At 68.3% G+C, this 25253-nt stretch carries 22 protein-coding genes; 13 read left to right on the top strand and 9 right to left on the bottom strand.

From position 1 onward, the window contains the following. Positions 1-4 precede the first annotated feature (4 nt). From tdh to ACIRG5_RS12615, 7 genes are all read left to right on the top strand, one after another. Positions 5-1036, top strand: coding sequence for an L-threonine 3-dehydrogenase (tdh, locus tag ACIRG5_RS12645; protein WP_402904085.1), 1032 nt, complete (start codon positions 5-7; stop codon positions 1034-1036). Beyond that, positions 1036-2214, top strand: coding sequence for a glycine C-acetyltransferase (locus ACIRG5_RS12640; protein WP_402904082.1), 1179 nt, complete (start codon positions 1036-1038; stop codon positions 2212-2214). The genes tdh and ACIRG5_RS12640 overlap by 1 nt, the downstream gene beginning before the upstream one ends. Before the next feature lie 85 nt (positions 2215-2299). Next, the gene (locus tag ACIRG5_RS12635) at positions 2300-3127 is read left to right on the top strand and encodes a Scr1 family TA system antitoxin-like transcriptional regulator (protein WP_402904079.1); all 828 of its coding nucleotides are present in this window, start codon (positions 2300-2302) and stop codon (positions 3125-3127) included. A gap of 12 nt (positions 3128-3139) precedes the next feature. Then, positions 3140-3307, top strand: coding sequence for a DUF397 domain-containing protein (locus ACIRG5_RS12630; protein WP_402904076.1), 168 nt, complete (start codon positions 3140-3142; stop codon positions 3305-3307). 29 nt (positions 3308-3336) lie between these two features. After that, positions 3337-3810 carry an RNA polymerase sigma factor gene (locus ACIRG5_RS12625; RefSeq protein WP_402904073.1) on the top strand — a complete coding sequence of 158 codons (474 nt, stop codon included), beginning with the start codon at positions 3337-3339 and terminating at the stop codon, positions 3808-3810. After that, positions 3795-4811, top strand: coding sequence for a hypothetical protein (locus ACIRG5_RS12620; protein WP_402904071.1), 1017 nt, complete (start codon positions 3795-3797; stop codon positions 4809-4811). Before ACIRG5_RS12625 ends, ACIRG5_RS12620 begins: the two co-directional genes overlap by 16 nt. Continuing rightward, complete coding sequence (locus ACIRG5_RS12615) at positions 4808-5701, top strand: LysR family transcriptional regulator (protein WP_402904068.1); 894 nt, start codon at positions 4808-4810, stop codon at positions 5699-5701. The genes ACIRG5_RS12620 and ACIRG5_RS12615 overlap by 4 nt, the downstream gene beginning before the upstream one ends. Before the next feature lie 192 nt (positions 5702-5893). On the opposite strand, the gene ptsP is transcribed toward ACIRG5_RS12615, so the two are convergent. Beyond that, positions 5894-7525 carry a phosphoenolpyruvate--protein phosphotransferase gene (gene ptsP, locus ACIRG5_RS12610; RefSeq protein ID WP_402904066.1) on the bottom strand — a complete coding sequence of 544 codons (1632 nt, stop codon included), beginning with the start codon at positions 7523-7525 and terminating at the stop codon, positions 5894-5896. Positions 7526-7683: 158 nt separating this feature from the next. On the opposite strand from ptsP, the gene ACIRG5_RS12605 reads away from it, so the two are divergent. Next, positions 7684-8724, top strand: a complete 1041-nt coding sequence (locus tag ACIRG5_RS12605; RefSeq protein ID WP_402904063.1) for a nitrous oxide reductase family maturation protein NosD — start codon at positions 7684-7686, stop codon at positions 8722-8724. Positions 8725-8739: 15 nt separating this feature from the next. Here the strand turns inward: ACIRG5_RS12605 and ACIRG5_RS12600 are convergent, their stop codons facing one another. The 5 genes from ACIRG5_RS12600 to ACIRG5_RS12580 are packed head-to-tail and all read right to left on the bottom strand — an operon-like array spanning position 8740 to position 13837. Continuing rightward, positions 8740-9603, bottom strand: coding sequence for a ribokinase (locus tag ACIRG5_RS12600; RefSeq protein WP_402904060.1), 864 nt, complete (start codon positions 9601-9603; stop codon positions 8740-8742). Next, positions 9600-10520: a substrate-binding domain-containing protein gene (locus tag ACIRG5_RS12595; protein WP_402904057.1), complete on the bottom strand. Its 921-nt coding sequence runs from the start codon at positions 10518-10520 to the stop codon at positions 9600-9602. The genes ACIRG5_RS12600 and ACIRG5_RS12595 overlap by 4 nt, the downstream gene beginning before the upstream one ends. A 28-nt stretch (positions 10521-10548) precedes the next feature. After that, the gene (locus ACIRG5_RS12590) at positions 10549-11469 is read right to left on the bottom strand and encodes an ABC transporter permease (RefSeq protein WP_402904054.1); all 921 of its coding nucleotides are present in this window, start codon (positions 11467-11469) and stop codon (positions 10549-10551) included. Continuing rightward, positions 11466-12875, bottom strand: a complete 1410-nt coding sequence (locus tag ACIRG5_RS12585; protein ID WP_402904051.1) for a sugar ABC transporter ATP-binding protein — start codon at positions 12873-12875, stop codon at positions 11466-11468. The genes ACIRG5_RS12590 and ACIRG5_RS12585 overlap by 4 nt, the downstream gene beginning before the upstream one ends. Next, a complete protein-coding gene (locus tag ACIRG5_RS12580; protein WP_319976940.1) occupies positions 12872-13837 on the bottom strand; it encodes a LacI family DNA-binding transcriptional regulator in 966 nt (321 codons plus the stop codon). The genes ACIRG5_RS12585 and ACIRG5_RS12580 overlap by 4 nt, the downstream gene beginning before the upstream one ends. 112 nt (positions 13838-13949) lie before the next feature. Between ACIRG5_RS12580 and ACIRG5_RS12575 the strand changes: the two genes are divergently transcribed. Both ACIRG5_RS12575 and ACIRG5_RS12570 read left to right on the top strand, forming a co-directional pair. Continuing rightward, positions 13950-16007 (top strand): DUF2339 domain-containing protein, encoded by a 2058-nt coding sequence (locus tag ACIRG5_RS12575; RefSeq protein ID WP_402904048.1) that lies wholly within the window; start codon positions 13950-13952, stop codon positions 16005-16007. 248 nt (positions 16008-16255) lie between these two features. Further along, positions 16256-17212, top strand: a complete 957-nt coding sequence (locus ACIRG5_RS12570) for a hypothetical protein (RefSeq protein ID WP_402904045.1) — start codon at positions 16256-16258, stop codon at positions 17210-17212. On the opposite strand, the gene ACIRG5_RS12565 is transcribed toward ACIRG5_RS12570, so the two are convergent. Then, positions 17143-19266, bottom strand: coding sequence for an MMPL family transporter (locus ACIRG5_RS12565; RefSeq protein ID WP_402904042.1), 2124 nt, complete (start codon positions 19264-19266; stop codon positions 17143-17145). The genes ACIRG5_RS12570 and ACIRG5_RS12565 overlap by 70 nt on opposite strands. A 112-nt stretch (positions 19267-19378) precedes the next feature. On the opposite strand from ACIRG5_RS12565, the gene ACIRG5_RS12560 reads away from it, so the two are divergent. After that, the gene (locus ACIRG5_RS12560; RefSeq protein WP_402904039.1) at positions 19379-20107 is read left to right on the top strand and encodes a TetR/AcrR family transcriptional regulator; all 729 of its coding nucleotides are present in this window, start codon (positions 19379-19381) and stop codon (positions 20105-20107) included. Here the strand turns inward: ACIRG5_RS12560 and ACIRG5_RS12555 are convergent. Beyond that, positions 20093-20956: an NmrA family NAD(P)-binding protein gene (locus tag ACIRG5_RS12555; RefSeq protein ID WP_402904036.1), complete on the bottom strand. Its 864-nt coding sequence runs from the start codon at positions 20954-20956 to the stop codon at positions 20093-20095. The genes ACIRG5_RS12560 and ACIRG5_RS12555 overlap by 15 nt on opposite strands. A 92-nt stretch (positions 20957-21048) precedes the next feature. Between ACIRG5_RS12555 and ACIRG5_RS12550 the strand changes: the two genes are divergently transcribed. Next, positions 21049-21663 (top strand): TetR/AcrR family transcriptional regulator, encoded by a 615-nt coding sequence (locus ACIRG5_RS12550; protein ID WP_402904033.1) that lies wholly within the window; start codon positions 21049-21051, stop codon positions 21661-21663. A 21-nt stretch (positions 21664-21684) separates the two neighbouring features. On the opposite strand, the gene leuS is transcribed toward ACIRG5_RS12550, so the two are convergent. Beyond that, on the bottom strand, positions 21685-24462 hold the full coding sequence (gene leuS, locus ACIRG5_RS12545) for a leucine--tRNA ligase (protein WP_402904032.1): 2778 nt from the start codon (positions 24460-24462) through the stop codon (positions 21685-21687). A gap of 250 nt (positions 24463-24712) precedes the next feature. Between leuS and ACIRG5_RS12540 the strand changes: the two genes are divergently transcribed. Continuing rightward, on the top strand, positions 24713-25117 hold the full coding sequence (locus tag ACIRG5_RS12540; RefSeq protein ID WP_330271795.1) for an SdpI family protein: 405 nt from the start codon (positions 24713-24715) through the stop codon (positions 25115-25117). The last annotated feature ends 136 nt before the right edge of the window (positions 25118-25253 follow it).

Below are 25253 nucleotides of genomic sequence, written 5' to 3'. Positions count from 1 at the left end.
CCGCATGAAGGCTCTCGTCAAGGTCGCCGCAGGGCCTGGCCTCGAACTGACCGACGTCCCGGATCCCACTCCCGGACCGACGGACGTGCTGGTCAGGGTGTTGCGCACCGGCATCTGCGGCACCGATCTGCACATCGACTCGTGGGACGACTGGGCAGCGCAGAACATCAAGGCGCCACTGGTCCTCGGGCACGAGTTCGTCGGCGAGGTCGTCGAGACCGGCAACAGCGTCACCGGCGTCAAGGTCGGCGACCTGGTCAGCGGCGAGGGCCACCTCGTCTGCGGGACCTGCCGCAACTGCAAGGCCGGCCGCCGCCACCTCTGCGCCAACACGCGTGGTCTGGGCGTGCACTCCAACGGCGCGTTCGCGCAGTACGTCGTGCTGCCCGAGCAGAACGCGTGGGTGCACCGCACGAAGGTCGACCTGGACGTGGCCGCGATCTTCGACCCGTTCGGCAACGCCGTGCACACCGCGCTGAGCTTCCCGGTCATCGGCGAGGACGTGATCATCACGGGCGCCGGGCCGATCGGCATCATGGCCGCCGCCGTCGCCAAGCACGCGGGCGCGCGCAACGTCGTGATCACCGACATCTCCGAGCACAGGCTCGATCTGGCCCGCAAGGTCGGCGTCGACCTCGCGGTGAACGTCGCCGAGAAGACGATCGCGGACGCCCAGGCCGAACTCGGCATGGCCGAGGGCTTCGACGTCGGCATGGAGATGTCCGGCAAGCCGGTCGCGATGCGGGACATGATCGCGAACATGGCGCACGGCGGCCGCATCGCGATGCTCGGGCTTCCCGCGGACGAGTTCTCCGTCGACTGGAGCAGCGTCGTGCTGAAGATGCTGCACATCAAGGGGATCTACGGCCGCGAGATGTTCGAGACCTGGTACTCGATGACCGTGCTGCTGCAGCGCGGCCTCGACCTCACGCCGGTCATCACGCACCGGTACGACCACACGCAGCACGCGGAGGCCTTCGCCACCGCGCGCGAAGGCAAGTGCGGCAAGGTCATCCTCGACTGGACGGGAGCCTGATGTACGGCGAGCTGAAGAACGACCTCCTCAAGACGATCGAGGAGATCAGGGAGGCCGGGCTCTACAAGTCGGAACGCGTGATCGGCACCCCGCAGAACGCCGCCGTCCGGGTCGGCAAAGGTGACGAGGTCCTGAACTTCTGCGCCAACAACTACCTGGGTCTCGCCGACCACCCGCAGCTCATCGAGGCAGCCAAGAAGGGCCTGGACGACTGGGGCTTCGGCATGGCCTCCGTCCGGTTCATCTGCGGCACCCAGGAGCCGCACAAGGAACTGGAGCGCAAGCTCAGCGAGTTCCTCGGCACCGAGGACACGATTCTCTACAGCTCGTGCTTCGACGCGAACGGCGGTCTGTTCGAGACGCTGCTCGGCGCCGAGGACGCGATCATCTCCGACGAGCTGAACCACGCGTCGATCATCGACGGCGTGCGGCTGTCGAAGGCCAAGCGCTTCCGCTACAAGAACCGCGACATGGACGACCTGGAGCGCCAGCTCAAGGACGCGGCCGACGCCCGCTACCGCCTGATCGCGACCGACGGCGTGTTCTCGATGGACGGCTACCTCGCGCCGCTCGACGAGATCTGCGACCTGGCCGAGCGCTACAACGCCCTGGTCATGGTCGACGACTCGCACGCCGTCGGCTTCACCGGCCCGACCGGCCGCGGCACCCCGGAACTGTTCGGCGTGCAGGACCGCGTCGACATCGTCACGGGAACGCTCGGCAAGGCGCTGGGCGGCGCGTCCGGCGGCTACACGTCCGGCCGCAAGGAGATCGTCGAACTGCTGCGCCAGCGCTCGCGCCCGTACCTGTTCTCGAACTCGCTGGCCCCGTCGATCACCGCCGCCGCCATCGCCACCCTGGACATGCTTTCCAGTTCCACGGAGTTGCTCACCCAGCTGAGGTCGAACACCGAGCTCTTCCGCCGGCGGATGACCGAGGCGGGCTTCGATCTGCTGCCCGGCGAGCACCCGATCATCCCGGTGATGATCGGCGACGCGGCGGAGGCGGCAAAGCTCGCGGATCTGCTGCTTGAGCAGGGCGTCTACGTCATCGGCTTCTCGTACCCCGTGGTGCCGCACGGCAAGGCACGCATCCGTACGCAGATGTCGGCTTCACACACGACCGAGGACGTTAACCGCGCGGTTGACGCGTTTATCGCCGCGCGCGAAAAGATGTGAACACTGTTCTTGTACCGGCTCCAAAAACTACTTCTTTCGAGGAAAAACTGGAGCCGGTACAGGTTCTTCTTCTACTTTCGTCGTCATGCCACGACGAACGTCCACCGTGGTGGGACGAGAGTTCGGCGATGCCGTTCGCGGCATCATCGAACAGACCGGAATGACCCACCGCCAGCTCGCCTCAGAACTCGGCTGGGACGAAGCGAAGCTCTCCGACATGGTCCGCGGCAAAGGCGGCGTGACCGAGGCAGAACTGATGCAACTGCTCGGCTTCTGTCGAGTCAAGCCACCAGTGATCGAGCACTTGGTGGCGCTGTACCGAGAGACGCGCGAGTTGGGTCATCTCAAGCTGCCGGACGGGCCGCCGGACCAGTTGCCCACCCTGCTCAGCCAGGAACGCCTTGCCAACGCGATCATCGTCTGGTCGATGAACCTCGTACCCGGTCACCTTCAGACCGCCGACTACATGCAGGCCGTCATCGATGGTGAAGCTCGCAAGAGGGCGGTCGACTACAACAAGATCATCGCTGCGAAGCTCGAACGCCGTGCGCTCTTCCATTGGAGCCGCACGTTCCGGTTCTACATCCATGAGCAGGCTCTGCGACTGCCGGTGGGCGGGCCGAAGGTGATGACGGACCAGTACCTCCACATCTTGGCGATGGCTCAGCACAAGTACATCACCGTGCGAGTCCTACCTGTGTCCATCGGTGCACATGCAGGGGTTTCCGGGTCATTTCTCAAGCTCGGCTACGAGAAACTCGAACCGGTCATCTTTCTCGAAGGCAAGAACTCCGGCCTCTTCCTCGAAGACGCGAAATCGCTGGCCGTCTATGACTCCGTGCTCAAGGCACTCGACTCTCAGGCCATGGATCCGGAACAATCGAGGCAGCTGATCAACAGCATGCTGACTTGAGGAGCGTTCCGGATGACCACCTGGCGCAAGAGCTCTTACAGCGCAGACTCAAGTGACTGCGTCGAGGTCGGACGTGGTGTCGGCATCCGCGACAGCAAGGCGCCGGCCACCCACCTGCCCGTGTCCGGCGAGGCGTGGTCGGCGTTCCTCGCAAGTGTGACCCGCGTCACTCAGCTGTAAGAACCGGCCCGGTCAGCGCACTTCCTCACGTGGAGGAATTCTCGATCGTCTACCGCGAGTGCTACCCGCGAGTGCTCGCCTATGCGGCGAGCCACGCGGGCGGCCGAGTCGCCGAGGACATCACCAGCGAGACCTTCACGATCGCCTGGCGCAGGCAGGCCCAGATGCCGTCGAACGCGCTGCCGTGGCTGCTCGGCATAGCCCGCAACCTCGTGCGCGCGACTCGTCGCGAGGCGACGACCTACGAGCTCACCGACTTCCCGGCCGACGACGACTTCGCGGTGATCGAGCTGCGTGCGGCTCTCGCGAGCCTGTCCGAGACGGACCAGGAGGTCCTGACGCTCATCGCGTGGCACGGGCTGGCGGCGGCGGAGGCCGCGCAGGTGGTCGGGTGCACGACGGCGACGTTCTTCGTGCGGCTGCATCGGGCTCGGCGGCGCCTGCAGGCCGCTCTCTGGACTCCGAAATTCGACAGTGCGAGGGCGTCGTGGAAGACATCCTGAAAGACCTGGCCCAGGCCAAGCCTCCGACGCCAGAGGTCGACTCCGAGCGGATGGAACGCGATCTCGCGCGCATCGTGACGTTGCCACGGGAGAGGCCCGCCAGGAAGCTGCTCGTGCGGCGGTTCGCTCCGTTGGCGGTCATCGGTGCCGTGATCGTGCTCGCGGTCGTGCTGCTGCCTGCACCTCCTGAGCCCGCGCAGCCCGCTTCGCCGCCGAAGTGGTGGCACGCGCTCACGCGGCAGTGGTCGATGATGATCGTCGGCGACCCGGCGAAGCCGTATGTCACGTTCTTCGACTCCAAGACCGAACGGTGGCTGGCCGCCAACCAGCAGATCACGGTCACCCAGAAGGACGGTGACGTGCGGCCCTTCTCCCTTGTTCCCTACGGCAACGAGTGGGAGGAGGCCGGCAAGCCGGAAACGGTGCCCCAGGTCGGCGGGAGCCATCTCGTGCGCATCGGCCCGATGAAGCCGGCCGTGCAGAAGACCAACGTCTCCGGGTTGCAGATGTCCCTGCACAGCCAGGAGCGCTTCGACTCGCTCGACTCGTTGCCCGCCGAGCCGCAGGAGTTGCGGAACGCGCTGGAGACCGTCGTGGGGAAGGACACCTACCGGGTCGCGTCGCTCGCGATGGACCTGATGAGTTCGAACGTGCGCGACGACCAGCGGCGGGCGGCGTTCGAGCTGATCAAGACGCTCGACGGGGCGCGGTTCCTCGGTGAGGTGACGGCGCACAACGACCGCAAGGGAGTCGCGGTGGCGATCGCGGCGCCGTCGACGTTCCAGTTCTCCCACGTCGAGACGCAGCTGGTGATGAACCCGGAGACGGGCCTGCCGATCATGAAGAGGGACGTGATCACCACGTCTCAGTACGGCCTGCCGGCGCAGATAGCCATCACGGAGGAGGAGTACCTCCTGCTGGAAGAGGTGGGCTTCGACCCGATCCTGCCTCAGGACGTCCCCGTGAACGGCGAAGTGGAATCCCCCATCATTGAGCGGTGATCGACCCACGACGGCTCCGCGTGCTACGCGCACTCGCTGACCACGGCACCGTGACGGCCGCAGCCGCCGCACTGCACCTCACGCCGTCAGCGGTGTCGCAGCAGCTCGCGGCGCTGGAGTCCGAGGCAGGGCATCCGTTGCTGCTGCGCAAGGGACGCCGGGTGTCGCTGACCCCGGCCGGTTCGTTGCTCGTCGCGCACGCCCACGTGGTCGCCGCGGAACTGGAACGCGCGCAGGCCACTTTGGACGCTCTCGCCTCCGGTACGGCGGGGCGGGTGGCGGTGGCGGCGTTCGCGTCGGCGATCACGCAGGTGGTGGCGCCCGCGTTGGCCGCGTTGAAGGAACGGTCGATCGAACTGTCCGTGCGCGATGCCGAGGGTCACGAGAGCGTGCGGCTTCTGCTCGACGGCGAGATCGACGTGGCGATCACCGAGGAACACCGCGCGACCGACCGCTTCGCCCGGTTTCCGCTGTACACCGAGCCTTTCGACGTGGTGCTGCCACCGGGGCACCCGCTGACCGGACCGGTGGATCTGGCGGCGCTGGCCGACGAGGACTGGGTGGTGACGCTGCCCGGCAACCCGCTGCGGGACGTCGTGGAGATGGCGTGCGCGCAGGCCGGGTTCACGCCGCGCATCCGGCACACGTCTGATGACTTCCGCGCGATCCAGGCACTCGTCGCCGCTGGAGCCGGGGTCGCATTGGCTCCGCGCAACGCCGTGCGGGGCGTGCCGGTGGCGGGGGTGGCGCCGTTGCGGCGGGTGGTGGCGGCGGTGCGGCGAGGTTCGGAGGACCACCCGTTGATCAGCGCAGTCCTCGACGAACTACGGGCCCCGTCCCCGGTTCGCCGGGTGACCTCACGGGTGGCAGCTCGCCCTGACCACCCGTGACTGCCCAGGAAACAGCAGCCTTGTGCTCCCCGATGATCTGCTCCCCTCCCCGTTCCCGAGTGCACGCGGGGCGCTTTCGTTCGGTCGTACCGCACGAAAGCGCCCCGCGTGCACTTCGGCTACGGCGTGGCGAAGCGCGACACGCCGTCAAGAGAAGAGCGGTCCAAGCTCACGACCCTCAGGCGCGGGATGCTAGTGCGGGGCGCGGGCAGCGAGCTTGGCCGTCGCCGGGTCGCCCGCCGCCAGCGCGCCCCGTGCCGCGAGCTGGCAGATGTCCACACTGGTCGTCGCGAGCTTCGCGCCGACGCCCGTGAGAGCCGTGTGGTTCATGGACAACGACGTGATGCCCAGGCCGATCAGCACGCAGGCGAGCAGCGGGTCGGCCGCTGCCTCGCCGCAGACGCCGACGGGCTTGCCGGTGGCGGTCGCCGCATCGCCGACCTGGGCGATCAGGCGCAGCAACGCTGGCTGCCACGGGTCGTTCAGCGCGGCGACGCCACCGAGCTGGCGGTCGGCGGCGAAGACGTACTGGGCCAGGTCGTTGGTACCGATGGAGATGAAGTCGACGACCTGGAGGATCTCCTTCGCCGACAGCGCCGCGGACGGGACCTCGACCATCACGCCGGCACGCTGGATGCCCGCCTTGCGCGCACGGTCCACGAACCAGGCGGCCTCGGCGGCGGTGGCGACCATCGGGGCCATGACCGAGACGTCGGCGCCGGAGGACTTGGCCGCGGCGGCGATGGCTTCGAGCTGGCGGTCGAGGATCTCGGGGCGGTCGAAGGCGACGCGCAGGCCGCGGACACCGAGGGCCGGGTTGGGCTCGGGGTCCGGGTTCAGAAACGCCAGCGGCTTGTCCGCGCCCGCGTCGAGGGTGCGCACCACAACGGGTTTGCCCGCAAACGGCGCCAGCACAGCCTCGTAAGCAGCAGTCTGCTCAGCAACGGTCGGTTCCTCTGCGGCGTCCAGGAAGCAGAACTCCGTGCGGAAGAGGCCGACGCCCTCCGCACCCGCCTGAGCAGCGGCTTGAGCATCGGCGGGGGAGCCGACGTTGCCCAGGACCTTCACGCGGTGGCCGTCCTTGAGGACACCGACGCCGTTCCACTCGGCCTTCTTGCCGGTGCCGGCCGCGCGGACCTTGCCGTCCGACTCGCGGACCTGACCGGTGTCACCGTCGACGTCGAGAGAGGTGCCCTCGAACGCCAGGATGCCGCGGCACGCGACGACGGCCGGGATGCCCAGCGACCGGGCGAGGATCGCGGTGTGGGAGGTCGGGCCGCCCTCCTCCGTGACCAGGGCGAGGACCTTCGACGGGTCGAGACCGGCGGTGTCCGCGGGCGCCAGATCGCGCGCCACCAGCACGGACGGCGAGGCCAGGTCCGGAACTCCTGGTGCGGGCAGGCCGAGGAGTTCGGCCACCACGCGGTCGCGGACGTCCTGGACGTCGCGGGCGCGTTCGGCCATGTAGCCACCGGCGGCCCGCAGTGCCGAGATGAACTTCTCGGCGGCCTGGTGCACCGCACGGGCGGCGGTCAGCGACTGGTCGACGACGAGCTTTTCGGCGGCCTTGATGAGCGACGGGTCGCCCGCCATCGCCGCCGTGGTCTCCAGAACGGCACGGGCGTCGCCCTCGACCGTCTTCGCGCGCTCCATCAGGCGCTGCACCACGACCTCGGCCGCAGGACGGATGAGAGAGGCTTCCATCTTCGTATCCGCTGTTCGCAGGCCCGCAGGAGGTTCGGGGAGAGCCTCCGCGACCCTCACCACGGGGCCGGTTGCCCGTCCGCTGCTCACACCGACACCGCTCAGCCGCGCGCTCGACATGGTCTAGACCATACCCTCCGACGGGAAACCCTGGACAGCTCAGTCTGGCCAATCGAGCGGCAGAACGCGCAGCGGTGGCCCGTTCGTCATCATGGCTTAACACGAACAGCCGACAGCGGTGTGACATTAGGCCATTCGGAGCAGTACGGTCCCCGGCTGTGCGCCTTCTGTTCGTCTTCGCCGCAGTCCTCCTGGTCGCCGGATGCACGTCGGCGCAACCAGGCCTCGGCCCCGAGATCAACGTTCCCGCTCAGCTGAGCACCATCCAGGACGCCGTCGACGTGGCGCAGGAGGGCGCGACCATCGTCGTGTCGCCGGGCGTCTACGAGGAGTCGGTGCTGGTCAGGACCAAAGGCCTCACGATCAGGGGCGCCCGGCGCGGCAGCGTGATCATCGACGGCGAGGTCAAGCGCGAGAACGGGATCGAGGTCGCCGCCGCGGACGTGTCCGTGCAGAACCTGACGGTCCGCAACCACACGGCCAACGGTGTGCTGATCTCCGAACAGCGCGGCTTTCGCGTCTCGTACGTGACGGCCAGCAACAACGCGCGGCACGGCATCCACGCGTCCGACTCCCAGAACGGCGTGATCGAGCAGAGCTACGCGAGCGGCAGCGCGGACTCCGGGTTCTCCGTCAGCCGGTGCAAGCCGTGCGACGTCGTCGTGCGCGGCAACGTCGCCGAGCGCAACGCCGTCGGCTACGAGGGCACGAACGCGTCCGGGCGGATGTTCGTGCTCGGCAACAGGTTCAGCGGCAACCGCGTCGGCCTGACCTCGGCCGCCGAGCGCCAGGAGGACGTCGCGCTCGTCGGCAACCTCGTCTCCGACAACGACGAGGCCCTCTCGCCCGCGCAGGCAGACGGCGCGTTCGGGCTCGGCATGAGGATCCTGTCCAGCACGAAGAACCTGGTGTCCCACAACCTGATCACTGCCAACCCCGGCGTCGGGCTGGCGCCGAGCTCCAGTCAGGACCGCCTGGAGAGCAACGTGATCGTCGGCAACGGCCAGGACGTGCGCTACGACGACGTGCCGCAGAAGAAGTCCAAGGCGCCGCGCGGGATCCCGTTCAACCAGGTCGCCGCGCCGCCGCTGCAGCCGGAGATGCCCGCGGACCCGTTGCCGGACAGGACACCGGACGTCGAGAAGTACCTGGTGCCGAGCGAGGACCTGTTCGACGACCGCGCGGCGGTGCGGACCTAGGGCGTGTCCCGTGGGTCAGCCGACCTCGGCGGCGGTCGGGTAGGACGGTTGCGCGCCCGCCTTCGTGACGGACAGCGCGGCCACCTTCACCGCGTACTCGGCGGCCTGGACGAGGTCGTCGCCCTCGGCGAGTCGAGCCGACAGTGCTCCGGCGAACGCGTCACCGGCGCCGGTCGTGTCGACCACCTCGTCGACCTCGATCGACGGCACCTCGACGACTCCCGACTGGGCCACCACAGCGGCACCACGCGAGCCGAGCGTGACGATCGCCGACGTCGGGCCGAGCTCGAGCAGGTCACGCCAGTCCGAAGCCAGTTGCGCGGCCTCGTGCTCGTTCACGATCAGCACCGTGAGCTGCTTCAACGTCTCGGCGGGCAGTTCGGCCACCGGCGACAGGTTGAGCACCGTCGCGACGCCGGCCCGCGACGCGACGCCGATCGCGTGGATCACCGTCTCCAGCGGCACTTCCAGCGAGCAGGTCAGCACCTGGGCACCGTCGAACGACACACCGTCCACATCGGACAGCGACACGTCGGCGTTGGCGCCGGGCGAGACGACGATGGAGTTCTCGCCGTCCGGCGTCACGGTGATGTAGGCGATCCCGGTGGGGCGCGCGGAAGTCTTCACCAGAGCGGTGTCGACGCCGGACGACTCCAGCGACTCCCGCAGCAGCGAGCCGTACCCGTCGCCGCCGACGGCGCCGATCAACGCGACGGAAGCGCCGACGCGAGCGGCGGCAACGGCGGTGTTCGCGCCCTTGCCACCGGGCAGCACGACGGTGTCGCCACCGAGCACGGTCTCACCGCCGGCGGGCCGCCTGCCGACCTCGACCACGAGGTCGGCGTTGGCGGACCCGAGAACAAGCAGAGCGTTCGTCACTTGATGAACTCTGCCACGTTCTTCGCGTTGATGACCTTGACCTCGACGTCCACGACCTGCTGGACCGGCTCGCCCTTGGCGGCGTGCACGGCCTGTTCGACGGCCTTGGAGCCCAGCAGCTTCGGCTGCTGCGCGATGGTCGCGGTGAGCGTGCCGTCCTGGATCGCCTTCAGGCCGTCCGGGGTGCCGTCGAAGCCGACGACCATGACGTCCTTGCCGGCACGGGCGCCGAGGGCCTTGATCGCGCCGAGCGCCATCTCGTCGTTCTCGGCGAAGATGCCCTTGAGGCCGGGGTGTCCCTGCAACAGGTTCGTGGTCTCGTTGAGGCCCTTGGCGCGGTCGAAGTCGGCCACGGCGGTGGCGGTGACCTTGATGTTGCCGCTGTTCAGGCCCTGTTCGAAGCCCTGACCGCGGTCACGCGACGCCGACGCGCCGGGAATGCCCTTGAGGTGCGCGACCTCGCCGGAAGCGGCGCGGCCCAGTTCGATGGCCGCGAGGCTGCCGCCCGACACGTTGTTCGAGGCGACCTCGGCGGCGACCTTGCCGCCCTCGACGGCGCGGTCGACCGAGATCAGCGGGATGTTCGCCATCTCGGCGGCCTTGGCGGCGGGCGCGGACTGCTTGGAGTCGACCGGGTTCAGCAGGATCGCCTTGACGCCCTGCGTCACCAGCGTCTGCACCTGGTTGATCTGGTTCGTCGCGTCGTTCTGCGCGTCGACCACGGTCAGCTTGGCGCCGAGCTGGTCCGCCATCTCCTGCGCGCCCTGCTGCAGTTCCACGAAGAACGGGTTGTTCAGAGTGGACACGGCGAGGCCGATGGTGATGTCACTTCCTCCGGACGCCCCAGTTCCGCTGCACCCGGTCGCCACAAGAGCTGCGGCACCGAGCGTCAACGCGATCCGTCGGGTCACCTTCATTGGTGTCTTCCTTACCTGTTGCGGGTTTTCAGCGACGGCGAAGTGAGTCGAGCAGCGCGGCGAGAGCGATCACCGCGCCGATGACGACCTGCTGCCAGAACGGCGGCACTTGCAGCAGGTTGAGGCCGTTGCGCAGGACGGCGAGCACAAGTGCGCCGACCAACGTCCCGGTGGCGCGGCCAACACCACCGGACAACGACGCACCACCGATGACGACAGCGGCGATGGCGTCGAGCTCGTAGCCGGCCGCTGCCTGCGGACCGGCGGACCCGAGCCGTCCCGCGAGCACGAGGCCCGCGGCGGCGGCGAACAGGCCGGAGAGTGCGTAGATCCAGAGCTTCTGCCTGCGCACGTCGATGCCGCTGAGCTTCGCGGCCTCCTCGTTGCCGCCGATCGCGTACATCCGACGGCCGAGGTTGGTGCGCGTGAGGATCAGGCCGGTGATGCCGAAGAACGCCAGCATCAGCAGCAGTGGCAACGGAACCATCGGCGCGAGGTTCGAGCCGAGGAACGTGACCAGCGCGTCGGTCTCGTGCGGCTGGCCTTCGGAGAACACCAGCGTGAGCCCGCGGGCGACGCTGAGCATGGCGAGCGTCGCGATGAACGGCGGCAGCTTGCCGTAGCTGATGAGTGCGCCGTTGACGAGGCCGCAGAGCGCGCCGACGACCAGTCCGATCGGTCCCGCGGTGAGGGCGCCGACCATCGCGGCCAGCGCGGCGATGCTGCCGACCGAGAGGTCGATACCGCCCGCCACCACCACGAACGTCATGCCGAAGGCCATGATCGCGATGACCGCGGCCTGCACGCCGACGTTGAGCAGGTTCTGCGCGTTGAGGAACGCGGGCTGCATGATCGCGATGACCAGAGCGAGGATGACGAGCCCCGCGAGGGCGCCGTTCTCTGCCAAATACTTCTTGGGTGCGTACTTGCGAATGCTGATCGTGGTCATGCCGAAATCTCCTGCACGGCGAGTGCCATCACCTGGTCTTGAGTCGCGCCCTTGGGCAGTTCACCGGCCACCCGGCCGTGTGCCATCACGACGACGCGATCGCTCATCCCGATCACCTCGGGCAGGTCGCTGGACACGAGCAGCACGGCCCGGCCCTGCGCGGTCATGCGGTTGATCAGTTCGTAGATCTCGACCTTGGCGCCGACGTCGACGCCCCTCGTCGGTTCGTCGAGGATCAGCACCTTCGGGTCGGCCAGCAGCCACTTGCCGATGACGACCTTCTGCTGGTTGCCGCCGGAGAGTTCCTTCACCGGCTGCTCGACGCGGCCCTTGATCCGGAGCTTGCCCGCGATGTCGTGCAGGCGTTTCTCGTCGCGGTTGTCGAGGGTCACGAGTTCGAGGTTCTGGCCGACCGTGGCGGTGAGGACCAGGCCCTGGCCCTTGCGGTCCTCCGGGACCAGGCCGAGGCCCGCCTTGATCGCGGCCTGGACGTCGTGGCGGGGCAACGGTTTCCCGTCGACCGCGACCGTGCCGTGGTCGTAGCCGTCGACGCCGAACGCGGCCCGCGCGACTTCCGTTCGTCCCGCGCCGACCAGGCCCGCGATGCCGACGACCTCGCCCGCGTGGACCTCGATGCTGATGTTCTCGAAGACTCCGCGCCTGGTCAGGCCCTGGATGCTCAGCAGAGGCTGGCCCGGACGTTGTCGTGCGCGTGGGTACTGCTCGTCGATCGGGCGGCCGACCATCAGCTCGATCATGTGCCGGGTGGTGGCCTTCGGACCCAGGACGCCGACCGAGCGGCCGTCGCGCAGGATCGTGATCCGGTCGGCGACGCGCTGGATCTCGTCGAGGTGGTGGGTGATGAAGACGAGGCCGACGCCGTTGTCGCGCAGCTGGGCCATGATCTGCAGCAGGCGGTCTGTCTCGGTCTCGGTGAGGACAGCGGTCGGCTCGTCCAGGATCAGCACGCCGGCGTTCTTGTCGAGCGCGCGGGCGATCTCGATCATCTGCTGCTGGGCGATGCCGAGGTCTTTGACCTTGGCGTTCGGGTCGACGCTCAGCCCGACCCGTTCCAGCAGCTTCGGGGCCCTGCGGCGCATCTCGGCGCGGTCGACGAAGCCGTACTTCCGGGGGAGGCGGTTGAGGAACAGGTTCTCGGCGACGCTGAGCTCGGGGACCAGCGCCAGTTCCTGGTGGATGACGGCGAGGCTGGCGTGGCCCTCGATCGTGCCGGCGTCCTGTCCGTGGATGCCCGCGAGGACCTTGACCAGCGTGGACTTGCCCGCGCCGTTCTCGCCGAGCAGGACGTGGATCTCGCCCGCGTTGATGTCGAGGTCGACGCCGTCCAACGCCTTGGTGGCGCCGAAGTGCTTGATGATGCCGCGTGCGGTGATCAGGGTGTTCACAGCTCGGCCTCCCCGAGCGAGCCGCGCAGCACGAGCTTCGCGGTGAGACGGATGTCGTCGGGCTGCTGGCCGTTGATCAGGGCCAGCAGGCTGCGGGCGGCGGCACGGCCCATCTCGACGGTCGGCTGCGCGATGACCGTGATCGGCGGGTCGAGCAGCGGGAACCACGGCTGGTCGTCGAACACCGCCAGCGCGATGTCGTGCGGGATCTGCAGGCCGCGGGCCCTGACCTCGCCCAGCGCGCCGAGACCCATCAGGTTGTCCATCGCGACGAGCGCGGTGGCGCCGTCGTCGATCAGCCTGGCCGCGGCCTGACTGCCGCTCTCCTGCCGGAAGTCGCCGTGGACGACCTGCGCGAGACCGCCGAGCGATCCCGTGAGCACGTCTGTTCGTTCTCTTCCAGTGGAGGTGTTCGGCGGACCCGCGATCACTCCGATGCGGGTGTGGCCGGCGCCGACGAGCCGCCGGGCGAGCGCGGTCAATGCCTCGCTGCCGTCAGCGCGGACGACGGGGCATGTGGCGCCCCTGACCGTCCGGTCGAGCAGAACTAGCGGTACGCCGCCTGCGCTCACTTCGCGAACCAGACTCGGGTCGTCGGTCGCGGGGCACAGCAGGAGGCCGTCCACCCGGCGGTCGAGCAGGGTGCGCACGTAGGTCGCTTCCTGCTCGGCGCTCTCGTCGGCGTTCCCGATCACGACGCAGTAGCCGTGTGACCGGGCTTCGTCCTCGACCGCTCGCGCGATCTCGGCGAAGAACGGGTTCAGCAGATCGCTGATGACCAGACCGAGGGTCTGGGTGCTGGTGGTCCTGAGGGATCGCGCCAGGGCGTTCGGCCGGTAGCCGAGCTCGTCGATCGCGGCGAGCACGCGCTCACGGGTCTCGGGCGTCGGCGCGGCATGGCCGTTGAGCACGCGCGACACGGTGGCCGTGGAGACGCCGGCGTGCAGCGCGACGTCCTTCATGGTCGTCACGAGGCCGTAGTTAATCGATTACACATGTATGTAGTCAAGCCGAGACCAGTGGATGAGTAGGTGTACGGATGTCACTGGGCGTGCTCTGCCTCACTCTGATCACATGGACGGACAGGATCGCCTCGGAGACGAGCAGCGCCTCGCGCTGGAGCTCGCGGCCATCGGGCAGCGGCTGACGACGATCAGCTCGGAGCTGCGTCAGCACTCCACCTCGACCGCGGTGCTCGACGCACCCGAGGTGGCGCGGCCCGGTGAGGTGCCGCAGCCACCTGCCACGACCGTCCCGACGCCGCCTGCCGGAGTGCCGCAGCAGCAGCCGCCCACGAGTGCGCCGCAGCAGCCCGCCGGTGTGCCGCAGCAAGTTTCCGGACCTGCACCGCAGCAGTCCCCTGTGGGCGCGCCGCAGCAGCCGAACCCGTGGTCGCAGCACGCCGCCGCCTCGGCCCAGATGCCTCCCGGCCAGCAGTTCCCCGGCCAGCAGCCGCTTCCCGGCCGCAACTTCCCGCCGCCTCCCCAGGCGCAGTGGCCCCACCCGCAGCAGCAGCCGTGGCCACAGCAGCCGCAGGCGCCGCGCGAGACCCTGTTCGAGAAGCTCGGCAAGGACGGCGCGGGCGCGAAGCTGCTGGCCTGGGTCGGTGGCGCGATCACCGTGCTCGGCTTCGTGTTGCTGCTGGTCCTCGCCGTGCAGCGTGGCTGGCTCGGCCCGATGCCGCGCGTGATCGGCGGCGCGGTGTTCAGCGGCGCGATGGTCGGCATCGGCATGTGGCTGCACCGCAACCCCGCCGGTCGTACCGGGGCGATGGCGCTGGCCTTTACCGGTTTCGCCGGTCTCTACCTGGACGTGATCGCCGCGACCAGCCTCTACGGCTACCTGCCGGAAGGCGTGGGCCTGGTCGTCGGGCTCACCGTCGCGGCCGCCGGTGTCGCGCTCGCGCTGAAGTGGGACTCGCAAGCGCTCGCGGTCACCGTCGTCGCAGCCTGCGCCCTGTGCTCGCCGATCATCACCGAGGGCTTCACGGTCCTGCTCGTCGGCTTCCTGCTGGTGCTGAAGATGGCCAGCACGCCGGTCCAGATCAAGCGCAACTGGCCGGGCCTCGCGATCGCCGGTGGCTTCCCCGCGATCCTCGCCTCGCTGCTCACCACCGCGAACGCCATCCCGCGCTCCTACGAGTGGACCGTGGTCGGCGTCGCGGCGGCCACGACCGTCGTCGGCATCGCGGTCGCGTTCCTGACGATCCGCAAGCGTCCGGACGACATCGTCGCGGTCGCGTTGATCGCGGGTTCGGCGTTGCCTGCCCTGTTCGCGACGACGTTGTTGAAGGACCCGGCCAACTCGATCCTCGCCGGGGTGGTCGCCGCTGTGCTGCTGGCGATCTGGATGGTCCCCGACCTGCCGCGCGGGTTCACGACGGCGGCCGGTGCGACGGGCATGCTCGCGTTGTTCCAGACCACGGTGATCGCGCTCGACGGCAACGTCCGCACGGCGATCGTGCTGGCCGAGGCCGTGCTGCTGGCGGTCCTCGCGGCCCAGCTGAACAAGAAGAGCGCGCTGGTCGGGTCGGTGGCGTTCGGCGTGCTCGGGTTCTTCATGGCGATCGGGCAGGCCGTGCCGATCACCTGGCTCGTGGAGGAGCCGCGGTTCTTCAACAACGTCGAGCCCGGCGACTACGCGGCGGGCCTGGTGACCGCGGTCGTGCTGGCCGTCTTCGCTGCCGTGCTGCCGTGGGCCGCGTTGAAGATGCAGGTGCTGCGCGAGCCGGCCAGGCACCCGTTCCCGTGGATCGTCTCCGGGCTCGTGCTGCTCTATGGCGCGGCTGGTGCGGTGCTGTGCACGGCGCTGCTGGTCTCGCCGGACGAGACCGGGTTCCTCTTCGGACACTCGGTGGTCACGGTGTCGTGGACGATCGCCGCGTTGTTCCTGCTGGTCAGGGGGATCAACAACAAGGCGCTGCGGATCTCCGGTCTGATCCTGGTCGGTGCCGCGGTCGTGAAGCTGGTGCTGTTCGACCTCTCCGCGCTCGACGGAATCGCCCGCGTGCTGGCGTTCCTCGGCGCCGGTCTGGTCCTGCTCACCGCGGGCACCCGTTACGCCAAACTGGTGACATCGGCGAAGAATCCCGAGTCGTATGAATCCAAACCGGTGGCTCCGCACTCCTACTGAGTGTGCGACCGTCGCCCGCGCCGCCGTCGCGGGCGACGGTCGTACTACATCCAGGCAAAGATTTCCCTCGACAGAGTGACGGAAGTAGATCGAAAGCACCCGGAAGTGGTCCCATCGGGCGTATGGCAAAGCCACGCCTCGTGGCCGCGGTTATAGCGCTCTCAGCGGCCTTCGCGGCGACGGGTGTTCACCAAGGGCACGAGTACACAACCACTTCCTCCGCATCGGTCGCACCGCTTGCGTACGTCGTGGGCAAGACCGGTCTCGTCCAGGTCGTCGACACCCGCAACGGCGCCGTTCTCGTGCAGGCCGACACCGGGGGGCGTGCGACGGGTGTCGCCGTTTCTCCTGACGGGCGCCGCCTCTACGTGATCAACGGGTGGACCGGCGCGATCACCGTGGTCGACCCGGCCACCGGCGAGATCGTCGACCGGCTCTTCACCCAGGTCCAGCTCTCGCACGCGGCGATGCGCCCGGACGGTCAGCGGCTCTACGTCTCGGCCAGTGGCGGCATCGCGGTGGTGAACCCCGAGAACTTCCAGATGGTCGCGGTGATCAAGGCGGGTGGACAGCCGCAGGGCCTGGCCGTCCACCCGGACAACAAGATCCTCTACGTCGCCAACTCCCAGGACGGCACGGTCGGCCTGGTCGACACGGCGACGGCGTTCCAGACGTCGACGGTGCAGGTCGGCGGGCTGCCGCAGCACCTCGCGATCTCGCCGGACGGCAAGCGCCTCTACGTGAGCGGCATGCGCCTCGGCGAGAAGACGCCCGGCACTCTGTCGGTGATCGACACGGCCACGAACCAGGTCGTCGGCACGCTGGAAGCAGGCAGGGGAGCGGGCAGCATCGCCGTCACCCCGGACGGCGCCACGGTCTACCTGACGATGCCGAAGGAACGGTCGGTCGTGGTGGTCGACGCGGCGACCATGACGGTGCGCGAACGCTTGCGCATCGACTCGCCGAGCGTCGCCATCGCGCCGGGGGACACGAGGGTCTTCCTCGCCACCGGCACGACGACGACGGTCCTGGACAGCACGAACGCGGTGCTCACCACGTACCGGATGAAGACGGGCGAACTGCAGGAGGCGAGGCCGCGCCAGTTCGACGCGGCCATGATCGCCTTCCCGCCCGGTCAGCCGACGGCGACCGGCTTGCGGACCTCGTCGTCGAACGGGTCGTCGAGGTCGGCCGGCTCGTCGTGAAGCGCGAGGCGTTCCTGGATCCGCTTGAGCGGGCCGGGTGACCACCACGCGGCGTTGCCGAGCAGCTTGAGCACGGCGGGCACGAGCAGCATCCGGACGATGGTGGCGTCGAGCGCCAGCGCGAGGATCATGCCGACGCCGACGAACCGCATCATCGCGACCTGCGAGAACGCGAACGCGCCGGTCACCACGATCAGCAGCAACGCGGCCGAGGTGATCACCCGGCCGGTCTTCGCGAGGCCGGTGGTCACCGCCTCTTCCGTAGTCGCGCCCTGGCCGCGGGCCTCGACCATCCTGCTGAGCAGGAAGACCTCGTAGTCCGTCGACAGGCCGAACACGATGGCCGCCATCAGCACGACGATGCCGGATTCCAGCGGCCCCGGCGTGACGCCGAGCAGGTCGGCGCCGTGGCCGTCCTGGAAGATCCACACGAGCACGCCGAACGTCGCCGACAGCGACAGCGCGCTCATCAGCACGGCCTTGATCGGCAGCACGACCGAGCCGAACGCCAGGAACATCAGGATCAGCGTCGCGCCGACCAGCAGCGTGACCATCAACGGCAGCCCGTCGGCAATGGCGTCGAGCGAGTCGCTGACCGTGGCGGTGTTGCCGCCGACCAGCACCTCGGCTCCGGGCGGGGCGGGCAGCGCGCGGACGTCCTTCAGCGCCTGCTTCGACTCCTCGCTCAGCGCGTCGTTGTCCAGACCCGCGGCCGCGGCCGTGACGCCCTTGTCCGCACCCGTCGGCTGGACGTCGCCGACGCCGGGCACGTCCTTCACCTTGCCCAGGTACTCCTGGACCGCGGCCTGGTCACCGCCCTTGACGACGATCTTGAAGCCGGTGTTGGAGAGCGCCGAGAAGTTCTGGTTGATGTTCTCGGTGGCCACGCGCACGGCGTTGCCCTCCGGCAGGACCTTCTCGGTGACCTGGCCGAACTGGACGCCGAGGAACGGCGAGCCGAGCGCGAGCAGCACACCGACGATCGGCACGGCGATCAGCACGGGCCGCTTCATGACCTTGGTGCTGAGCTTGCGCCAGCCGCGTTCGCTCGGCTCCTTCTTGCGCCACGGCATGGCGAGCTTGTCGACCCGGTGGCCGAGCACGCCGAGCAGCGCGGGCAGCAGCGTGACCGAGACCAGCGCCGCGATCGCGACCGACGACACACCGCCGTACGCGAGGGACTTCAGGAAGCCGTGCGGGAAGAGCAGCAGTCCGGCCAGCGCGATGACCAGCAGCGTCGCGCTGAACACGACGGTGCGGCCGGCGCTGGCGACCGTGCGTCCGACGGCCTGTTCGGTCGTGCGGCCCTGGGCGAGCTCCTCGCGGAACCGGCCGACCATGAACAGGCCGTAGTCGATCGCCATGCCCAGGCCGAGCAGCGAGGCGACGTTGACCGCGAACGAGTTGACCTCGGCGAACAGGGCGACGGCATGCAGCACGCCGAGCGCGCCCATGATCGCGAGACCACCGACGACGACCGGCAGGGACGCCGCCACCAGACCACCGAAGATGATCACGAGCAGCAACAGGACCAGCGGCAGCGAGAACATCTCCGCGCGCGTCAGGTCCTCCTGGGACATGTCGTTGATGGCCTTCTGGGTGGGCACGAGCCCACCGACCTGCTCGCTGAAGCCGTCGATCTTGAGCTGCGACTGGACGTCCTGGAACTGCTTGATCTGCTCGTTCGAGTCGCCGCTGCTCAGCGTGATGGCGACGAGCGCCTGCTGCTTGTCGTCGGACGGCACCGGCCCGACGGCCTTGAGCACGTCGTCCTTCGGGAAGCCGCTGATGTGGTCGGCGATCTTCTTGAGTTCGAGCGGGTTCGCGAAGTCGCCGCGATAAATGACGATCACGTCACCGTTCTGCCGCCCGAACGCCTCCTCGGCTACCTTGTCGGCCCGCGCCGCCTCACTGGAGGGAGCCTCGTAGCCGCCCTGGCTGAGCTTGTCGAACACGCCGATGCCCCACACGCCGCCGACCACGGCGAGCAGTACGGTCGCGATCAACACCACCCACCGGCGGCGATATGCGATAGATCCCCACTTCGCGAACATCGACGACGGCCTCCTGGGTTACCGTGCTGTTAATCCCGTGAACTCTCGTAAACACCGTTCACTAAAACCGTACGGGTCCATGGACGGGGTCTACAACCCGATGGAGTGACATATGACCGAGGCCACTCGCCGAGAACGGCTTCGCGCCGAAACCGAGCGTGAGATTCGGCAGGCGGCCCGCGCCCTTTTGGTGGAGAGCGGCCGCGACGCAGTTACCCTGCGTGCCATCGCGCGCAAACTGGGGATCACCGCGCCGGCGTTGTATCGCTACTACGACTCCCACGACGCGCTATTGCGGCAACTCTGCGACGACATCTGCGCGGACATGGCGGCAGCTCTGTACGCCGACCTCGCCGCGGACACGTCAGGCCAGGTGGGATGCCAGGTCAGGGCGGTCTGCCACGCCTTCCGCCGCTGGGCACTGGCCCACCCGCAGGAGTTCGCGCTGGTCTTCGCCTCGCCACGCGACCCGCTCGGCGCCGACCAGTTCGGCTCGGTGTTCCTGCAGCTGGCGGGACGGCTGATCGCGTCCAATCTGGTGGCGAACCACGCGGACGACGACGTGCCCGAAATCCTGCACGAGGACCTGGCGAGGTTCCAACAGGTCCTGATGGACGCGGTGTCGGTGCACGGCGTCGTAGTCGAGGACTCCGTCCTCAACCTGGGCAAGATCTACCACGTCGTCCAGTCGTGGGTGCGGCTGTACGGGCACGTGGCGCTGGAAGTGTTCGGGCGGTTCCCGTTCACGGTGAGCAACCCGGAGCCGATGTTCGACAGCATGCTCGACCAGATGCTGACGGACATCGGCTTCCAGGACGCCCCGGACTCAGCTCTTCACTGAATCGCGCACGTAGTCGCGAAACGTGCGCGGCGCGTGCCCGAGCAGCTTCGTCATGGTCGCGACCTCGGCCTCGGTCGTGGGGCTCGGCACCGAGCTGAGCAGCTCGAAGCTGCGAATCCAGTCCACCAGCTTCTGACCCGACAGCCTGCGCTCGAACGCCCTGCGCCACTCGGGGTCGTCACCGGTGTAGACGACCGGCCGCCCGAGCTCCTCGGCCCAGATCTGCGCCGACTGCTCGCCGTTCAACGACTCGGGGCCCACGAGCTGGTAGGAGCCGGCCGCGAAGCTCACGTCGACCAGCGCGTTGGTGAGCACCTCGGCCGCGTCGCGCAGGTCGATCCGGTTGACCCCTCCGGGATGCAGGGGCGTCGGGAACGTCCCCGCCTCGATGTCCTGACGGAAGACCTCGTCGTTCTGGGCGAAGTTGGTGATGCTGACCATCGCGGGCTTGGTGTCGGTGCCCGCGAGGAACGCCGCCAGCTTCAGCTTCGGGATGTAGGCCGGGATCGCACTGCCCGCCGCCTCGCGCGCGTCGTCGTCCTCGATGTGGAAGCCGCCGAACACCAGGCGTGCGCCGGCTCGTTCGGCCTCCTGACCGAAGATCGTCGCGATCTCGACCTCGTTGGTCTCGTGCGGCGACACGTAGAACGCCGAGTCGACGCCCCTCAGCGCACTGGCCACGGCGTCGCGGTCGGCCAGGTCTCCTTGGACCAGCTCGACCGTGTCGGGCAGGTTCGCCCGTTCCTTGTTCCGCACCAACGCGCGCACGCCCACACCTCGGCGCACGGCCTCGGCGAGCACCAAACCGCCCACGGTGCCCGTCGCTCCGATGATCAGTGACTTCGTCATCTCGCATCCCCTCGTTGACTTTGAGTCAATGACTCTTAATCAAGATTTACTCCTTCACTGACTCGGAGTCAACGAGCTGTTAGCGTGGTGACATGACCCGAGCCGCCACCGCAGCCGCCACCAAGGAGAAAGTCCTGGCAGCGGCCCGAGAGCTGTTCATCACGTCCAAGTACGACGACGTGAAGGCAGCCGACATCGCCCGAGCGGCCGGGGTCGCGCACGGGTTGGTGTTCCACCACTTCGGCAGCAAGCAGGGGCTCTACGGCGAGGTGCTGTGCTCGATCGGCCGCGAGGTGCTGGACCTGCACGTCAGCGACCCGGCCGTGCCGTTGGGGAAGCGGATTCGTCAGTCGCACGCGGCACACCTGACGTACCTGGCGGCGCATCGCGACCTGGCGCTGAACCTGGTGCTGCGGCCGTGGGGCGTGGAGGAGCCGTTCGACGCCGTGCGGGACGACGGCAATCGCCGGCTGTGCGAGAACCTGGGGCTGGACTTCGAGCGACCGGCGGTCCGGGCCGTGCTGCGGATGTACACGACAGCGGCCGACCAGCTGGCTCGCGACTACCTGCTGAACGAGCACCCGTTCGACAAGGACGTGGTCGTCGAGATGCTCATGACAGTGCTCGGGGGAGCGTTGCGGGCGGCTCGCGTGGCCGACCCGTCGCTGGAGGTGGAGCAGGTGCTGGCAGAGCTGGCGCGGCCGTAGCCACGCCAGCTCCTCTCGTTGCTACAGAACGATGTTCACCAGGCGGCCGGGAACGACGATCACCTTGCGCGGTTCGCCACCGGCGACCAGCTCGGCGATCTTCTCCTCGGACAGCGCCGCGGCCTTGATCTCGTCCTGCGACGCGGACGCCGACACGACGACCCGCGAGCGGACCTTGCCGTTGACCTGGATCGGGTACTCGACCGTGTCCTCGACCAGGTACTGCTCGTCGGCCTTCGGGAACGGGCCGTGCGCCAGCGAGCCGTCGTTGCCCAGCTTCGACCACAGCTCCTCGGCCACGTGCGGGGCCTGCGGAGCCAGCATCAGCACCAGGGCCTCGGCCAGCACGCGGGGCGTGCCCGCCGAGTAGTGCTTGGTGACGTAGTTGTTCAGCTCGATCAGCTTCGCCCCCGCCGTGTTGTAGCGCAGGTTCGCGTAGTCGTCGTGGACGCCGGCGATCGTCTTGTGCAGCAGGCGCAGCGCTTCGACGGACGCCTCTTCGTCCGTGACGCGCAGCGAGCCGTCGGTCTCGTCGACCAGGTTGCGCCACAGACGCTGCATGAACCGTTGCGCGCCGACGACGTCCTTGGTCGCCCACGGACGTGACACGTCCATCGGGCCCATGGACATCTCGTAGAACCGGAAGGTGTCGGCGCCGTACTTCTCGCACATCTCGTCCGGCGTGACGACGTTCTTCAGGCTCTTGCCCATCTTTCCGTACTCACGGCGGACTTCCTCACCGTTGTACGTGTACTTGCCATCGGCCTCGACGACCTCGTCGGCCGGCACGTAGACGCCGCGCGGGTCGACGTACGCGTACGCCTGGATGTAGCCCTGGTTGAACAGGCGGCGGTACGGCTCGTCGCCGGACAGGTGGCCCAGGTCGAACAGGACCTTCTGCCAGAAGCGCGAGTACAGCAGGTGCAGCACCGCGTGCTCGACGCCGCCGATGTACAGGTCGACGCCGCCGGGGTCGGTCGGGCCGTGCTCGGCCGTGCGCGGGCCCAGCCAGTACTTCTCGTTCTCCGGGTTGACGAACCGCTCGGTCTCGACCGGGTCGACGTAGCGCAGCTGGTACCAGCACGAACCCGCCCAGTTCGGCATGGTGTTCGTGTCGCGGCGGTACGTCTTCAGGCCGTCGCCCAGGTCCAGCTCGATCGTCGTCCACTCGGTGGCACGCGACAGCGGCGGCGACGGCTCGGTGTTCGCGTCCTCCGGGTCGAAGGTGCGCGGCGAGTAGTCGTCGACCTCGGGCAGTTCGATAGGCAGCATCGACTCGGGCAGCGCGATGGCGGTGCCGGCCTCGTCGTAGACGACCGGGAACGGCTCGCCCCAGTAGCGCTGGCGGCTGAACAGCCAGTCACGCAGCTTGAACTGGACGGTGCCGTGGCCGTGGCCGTTCTCCTCCAGCCAGCCGATCATCGTCTTCTTGGCGTCGTCGATCGCCATGCCGTCCAGGAACCCGGAGTTCACCGCAGGCCCGTCGCCCGTGTAAGCGTCGCCCTCGAAGCCCTCGGACGGCTGGACCGTGCGGATGATCGGCAGGTCGAACTTCTTCGCGAAGTCCCAGTCGCGCTGGTCCTGACCGGGCACGGCCATGATCGCGCCCGTGCCGTAGCCCATCAGCACGTAGTCGGCGATGTAGACCGGAATCTCCTTGCCGTTCACCGGGTTTGTCGCATACGCCCCGATGAAGACGCCGGTCTTCTCCTTGTTCTCCTGACGGTCCAGCTCGGACTTCAGGGACGCTGCGCGCCGGTACGCGGCGATGTCTGCCACGCGATCGGGCGCCGCAATCTGGTCCACCAGCTCGTGTTCCGGTGCCAGGACCATGTAGGTCGCGCCGAACAACGTGTCCGGCCGGGTCGTGAAGACCTCAATGCTCTCGTCTCCCACCGCGAATCGGACTCGGGCGCCATGCGAGCGCCCGATCCAGTTGCGCTGCATGGCCTTGACCTTGTCCGGCCAGTCCAGCCGGTCCAAGTCGTCGATCAGCCGGTCCGAGTACGCGGTGATGCGCATCATCCACTGGCGCAGGCTTTTCCTGAACACCGGGAAGTTGCCACGCTCACTGCGACCGTCCGCGGTGACCTCTTCGTTCGCCAGCACAGTACCCAGTCCGGGACACCAGTTGACGGGCGCCTCCGACATGTAGGCCAGCCGGAATTCGCCCAAGATCCTTTGCTGGTCGGCAAAAGACAGCTCAGACCACTTGCGGCCACCCTCGACGTCCCGCTCGCCAGACTCGAACTGCGAGATCAACTCGGCGATCGGACGAGCCTTGCGCGCGTCGGCGTCGTACCAGGAGTTGAAGATCTGCAGGAAGATCCACTGAGTCCACTTGTAGTACTCGGGGTCGATCGTCGAGATGCGGCGACGCTCGTCGTGGCCCAGCCCCAGCCTGCGGATCTGACGCAGGTAGGTGTCGATGTTCGCTTCGGTGGTCTTGCGCGGGTGCTGCCCGGTCTGCACCGCGTACTGCTCCGCGGGCAGGCCGAACGCGTCGAAACCCATGGTGTGCAGCACGTTGCGGCCGTTCATGCGGTGGTACCGCGCGAAGACGTCCGTGCCGATGAAGCCCAGCGGGTGACCGACGTGCAGGCCGGCACCGCTCGGGTACGGGAACATGTCCTGCACGAACAGCTTGTCCGCGGGCACGTCACCCTTGAGCGCCCCAACGGGGTTGGGTGCGTGGTAGGTGCCGTTGCTCTCCCAGTACCGCTGCCACCGCTCCTCGATCTGGTTCGCCAGCTCGGCGGTGTAGCGGTAGGCGGGAATCTCCGCCGCGTCCGTGCTCATTTCAAGGTCCCTCTCACGTCGTTCCTGCCCCTGACATGACGAAACCCCCCAGCCCAGACAGGGCATGGAGGGCGGCCGCGCCGACCGTCTTGCGATCAGGTCGTCGCGGCTAGATAAGGAGCAGGCGGGCCGTGCTCATGTCGTCAACGGTATCAGCGGACCGCAAGCGCGATGAACCGGGCGGTGGCCTGTGGCACACCTGACCGGGGTGACTGCCGGGCGAACCGGGGATTCGTCTTACCCTCATGGGGTGAACATCGTGCTGTCGGTCGTCCTGGGTGTGCTCGGCGTCGCTCTCGGCGCGGTCGGTCTGCTGGGTCTGCAGGGCAAGCTGCGCCGCAACCGCTTCGTCGGCGTGCGCACCGCCGCCGCCGTGCGTGACGAGGAGACGTTCGCGCTGGCCAACCGCGTCGCCGGCGTGCCGAACGTCGCCGCGGGCGTCGTGGCGATCGTGTCGGGCGCGATGGCGTTCGTCATGGCCGACCTGGCCGTCACCGCTGGGATCATCGGACTGGTCGGGGCGCTCACGATCGCCTTCGCCGGTGGGCTCGTCGGTAGCCGCGCGGCTGAGGCTCTGCCGGAGCCGGTCAAGCCGAAGGGCTGCGGCGGGTGCGCGTGCGGTGGCGGCGGATGCTCCCCGCTCGCGGGTCTGTAACCCGACGTTTCACGTGAATCAGGGCCGCTACGCGGAGGCCTGGTCGGATGCCTCGTCGCAGCCTTGGGGCTGAGCAGCCCGGTTGGTAGTAGGTATGTGCTCGATGATCATGAGTTGGTAGTACTTGCACACGCCC

The sequence above is a fragment of the Lentzea sp. NPDC102401 genome (genome assembly GCF_044765805.1).
Lineage (GTDB): Bacteria > Actinomycetota > Actinomycetes > Mycobacteriales > Pseudonocardiaceae > Lentzea > Lentzea sokolovensis.
Note: the sequence above shows the minus strand (reverse complement) of the source record. Positions and strands in the feature narration are given on the sequence as shown.

Coding starts and splice junctions, on each gene's coding strand:
- tdh (WP_402904085.1), top strand. CDS start 5: ATGAAGGCTCTCGTCAAGGTCGCCGCAGGGCCTGGCCTCGAACTGACC.
- leuS (WP_402904032.1), bottom strand. CDS start 24,462: ATGAGCACGGACGCGGCGGAGATTCCCGCCTACCGCTACACCGCCGAG.
- ACIRG5_RS12640 (WP_402904082.1), top strand. CDS start 1,036: ATGTACGGCGAGCTGAAGAACGACCTCCTCAAGACGATCGAGGAGATC.
- ACIRG5_RS12590 (WP_402904054.1), bottom strand. CDS start 11,469: ATGACCACGATCAGCATTCGCAAGTACGCACCCAAGAAGTATTTGGCA.
- ACIRG5_RS12565 (WP_402904042.1), bottom strand. CDS start 19,266: ATGTTCGCGAAGTGGGGATCTATCGCATATCGCCGCCGGTGGGTGGTG.
- ACIRG5_RS12595 (WP_402904057.1), bottom strand. CDS start 10,520: ATGAAGGTGACCCGACGGATCGCGTTGACGCTCGGTGCCGCAGCTCTT.
- ACIRG5_RS12630 (WP_402904076.1), top strand. CDS start 3,140: ATGACCACCTGGCGCAAGAGCTCTTACAGCGCAGACTCAAGTGACTGC.
- ACIRG5_RS12555 (WP_402904036.1), bottom strand. CDS start 20,956: ATGACGAAGTCACTGATCATCGGAGCGACGGGCACCGTGGGCGGTTTG.
- ACIRG5_RS12575 (WP_402904048.1), top strand. CDS start 13,950: ATGGACGGACAGGATCGCCTCGGAGACGAGCAGCGCCTCGCGCTGGAG.
- ptsP (WP_402904066.1), bottom strand. CDS start 7,525: ATGTCGAGCGCGCGGCTGAGCGGTGTCGGTGTGAGCAGCGGACGGGCA.
- ACIRG5_RS12580 (WP_319976940.1), bottom strand. CDS start 13,837: ATGAAGGACGTCGCGCTGCACGCCGGCGTCTCCACGGCCACCGTGTCG.
- ACIRG5_RS12550 (WP_402904033.1), top strand. CDS start 21,049: ATGACCCGAGCCGCCACCGCAGCCGCCACCAAGGAGAAAGTCCTGGCA.
- ACIRG5_RS12635 (WP_402904079.1), top strand. CDS start 2,300: ATGCCACGACGAACGTCCACCGTGGTGGGACGAGAGTTCGGCGATGCC.
- ACIRG5_RS12560 (WP_402904039.1), top strand. CDS start 19,379: ATGACCGAGGCCACTCGCCGAGAACGGCTTCGCGCCGAAACCGAGCGT.